The sequence below is a fragment of the uncultured Amnibacterium sp. genome (assembly GCF_964244015.1).
GTDB lineage: Bacteria > Actinomycetota > Actinomycetes > Actinomycetales > Microbacteriaceae > Amnibacterium.
This window is the reverse complement of record NZ_CAXTHO010000208.1, coordinates 1-2,474: the sequence shown is the minus strand read 5'-3', so window position 1 is coordinate 2,474 and position 2,474 is coordinate 1. Positions and strand designations below refer to the sequence as shown.

Annotated in this window: 3 protein-coding genes; 1 reads left to right on the top strand and 2 read right to left on the bottom strand. The window is 74.8% G+C overall.

The genetic code is table 11. The annotated features are described in order from the left end of the window. The coding region (locus ACFE67_RS14865; protein WP_375407646.1) for an alpha/beta fold hydrolase at window positions 1-971 on the bottom strand (971 nt) is incomplete at its 3' end. 82 nt (window positions 972-1,053) lie between these two features. Continuing rightward, window positions 1,054-1,434, bottom strand: a complete 381-nt coding sequence (locus ACFE67_RS14860) for a hypothetical protein (protein ID WP_375407645.1) — start codon at window positions 1,432-1,434, stop codon at window positions 1,054-1,056. A gap of 155 nt (window positions 1,435-1,589) precedes the next feature. On the opposite strand from ACFE67_RS14860, the gene ACFE67_RS14855 reads away from it, so the two are divergent. Then, window positions 1,590-2,420 (top strand): DUF6882 domain-containing protein, encoded by an 831-nt coding sequence (locus ACFE67_RS14855; RefSeq protein ID WP_375407644.1) that lies wholly within the window; start codon window positions 1,590-1,592, stop codon window positions 2,418-2,420. Window positions 2,421-2,474: the final 54 nt, after the last annotated feature.

Here is a 2,474-nt window from a genome sequence, read left to right as displayed (position 1 = left end):
AGCTCGGCGTCGATGCGGCCAGCCAGGTCGAGGTCCGTGCCCCGCTGCGGTACCACGCGGGCGAGCAGCGCGGTCAGCAGCGCGTGCTGCGCGGGGGAGAGGACCCTCGGCGCGTCGCCGGGCCCGTCGAGGCGGGCGAGCATCACCCGGCGCGTCCGCGCGGAGACCCGGTCGGAGGCGATCAGGCGCGCGAACGCGGGCGGCAGCGGCGAACGGCCGGTGACCTCCGCGGCGAACGCCCCGATGATGCGTGCGACGTCGGCGGGCGCCTGGAGGAGCACATCGTGCCCAGCGCCCGCGATCTCGTGCAGGGGAGCGGCGGGGACGTGGGGGAGGGTCGGCCGCTCCTGGTCGACCGCGCCGAGGTCGCTGTCCTCCGCGCCGACGATCACCGTCGCGGGGGTCCGCAGCACGCCGACCTCGTCGGACCAGTCCTCGAGGCTGCCGCGGCGCAGCCACTCGAGCCACGCGGTCCGGTTCGAGCGGCGGACGTCCTCGATCGCGGCGGTCCGCACCGCGGAGGGGATCGGCCCGGCGAGGTTCGCGTCGACGTACGCGGCGGCGTCCGAGACCGAGATCGTGCCGTCGGCCCACCACGATTCCATCTGCGCGCGACGCTCCTCCGCCATCGGCTCGGGCTCGACGGCCGCCGCGCCGACGAGCACGACGCCGGCCGGGGCGATCAGCCCCTGCTCACCCGCCTCCGCCCACGCGGTGACGACGGCGGCGATCCTGCCGCCCATGCCGTGCCCGGCGATCAGCCACTCGTCCGGCTGGCGCTCGCGGACCTTCGCGGCGACCCACTCAGCGGTCTCCCGCACGGTGATGAGCGCGGAGGAGGCGTTGTCGCCGTACCCGGGCAGGTCGAGCGCCACGACGTCGAACCCGTCGCCGAGCGCGGCGATCACGCCGTCCCACGAGCGGGCGCTGCGCCCGAGGCCGTGCAGCAGGAACAGGGTCGGACGTGGCACCACGCGGTCCTCTCGATCGTCGCGCCCCCGCGGGGGCGTCCGACATCCTGCCGCGCCCAGCAGGGCACTCGGCGCCATCCGTTCAGGGCAGCAGCAGCGCCGCTCCGCCGACCCCGGCACCGATGGCGAGCGAAGCGGCGATGATCCGCTTCGCCTTCGCCTGGTCCTCGGCGCGGAACTCGGCCTGCTCGACGGTGTCCGTGCCGCCGGTGTCGCCGACGTTGAACACGCCGCGCATCCCGAACCCCGCACAGAAGTGGGTGGCGGCCTGGATGAAGCCGGTCGCTGCGCCCGCGGCGGGCAGGATCGCGATGAGGCGGAGGGGCTTCGGCGCGCCGGTCAGCACCGTCGCAGCGAGCACCGCTCCCGTCGCGACGGCGGCGCCGATCCCGCCGTTGCGGCGGCGCTGGATCTCGGCGGGTCCGATGTTGCAGACGCCGGGGATGTAGGTCGCGTTCGTCATCGCGCGATTCTCGCCGCTCGCCGCTGTCAGGGCGCGGTGCTCGCGCTCGAGCGCCCGCGGCTGAAGCGGTCGCCCCGTGTGACCAGCGCAGCGGTTCCCGGTCGAGCCGAGTCGGACCGCGCCCGGCGGAGGTGCGTGCCGTAGCGTCCTCCGCGATGCCCGAGGTCGATCTCGTCACCCTCGCGGACGCGGGCGCGTTCGTGTCCCACGAGCACCAGTCGCACCTCGCCGAGGCGGTGCGGATCTCCGACTGGAGCATCGACGCGGGCAGGGCCCGCTTCCTGTTCACGGACGGTCAGGGCGGCCTGCAGGAGGTCCGCGCCCACTTCATCGGCACGTCATCGACCGATGACGGCACCTGGCTGTGGGGCTGGGACAACATCAACGGCTTCCCGCCGGCGTTCGTGAAGCAGAGCGAGCGGGTGCGGGTGCTGGGTGAGCGGTACGCGATCCCCGAGTTCACCCGCAGCACGCTGCCGCTGACGGAGGATCTGGCGCCGACGATCCTCCGCGCGGTCAAGGCCGTCACGGGTGTCACGGCGCACTTCTCGGCGCCGACCGGCAACGGCGCGACCCGGGCGTGGCTGCTGCTCGACGACCCCGTGCTCGCGCTGCCGAGGCCGACCGTGGTGCGCGCCGTGGCGGTCGTCACCAGCGCGCTCGCGGGCATCGGCCCGGTCGATCATCGTCGAGCACTCACCGCGTGGACCGAGCAGCGGGGCGTCGGCCTCGCCGACGCGGGGGACGACGTGGTCGAGCTGACCCTCGACGACGGATCGCTGCAGGTCCGATTCGACCCGTCCGGCCGCATCGCCGGCCTCGGCAAGCGCCTCCGGTCGGCCCCCACTACGCCGGTCCCGGTGCAGCCGCAGCCGCTCGTCGACCCGGAGCCCGCGGCCCCGCCCCAGGAGGAGCAGACCCCCGAGGCGGAGAACCCCCAGTCACCGCTGCGACGCGGCCTCCTGCAGCGCCTGCTCGGACGCTGAGCCGCAACCCCCTCGTTGGTCGAGGTGCGAGCGAAGCGAGCCTCGAGACCACCC

What these genes read in the sequence shown, in the direction of transcription:
- ACFE67_RS14860 (WP_375407645.1), bottom strand. Translation starts at nt 1,434, where the DNA reads ATGACGAACGCGACCTACATCCCCGGCGTCTGCAACATCGGACCCGCC.
- ACFE67_RS14855 (WP_375407644.1), top strand. Translation starts at nt 1,590, where the DNA reads ATGCCCGAGGTCGATCTCGTCACCCTCGCGGACGCGGGCGCGTTCGTG.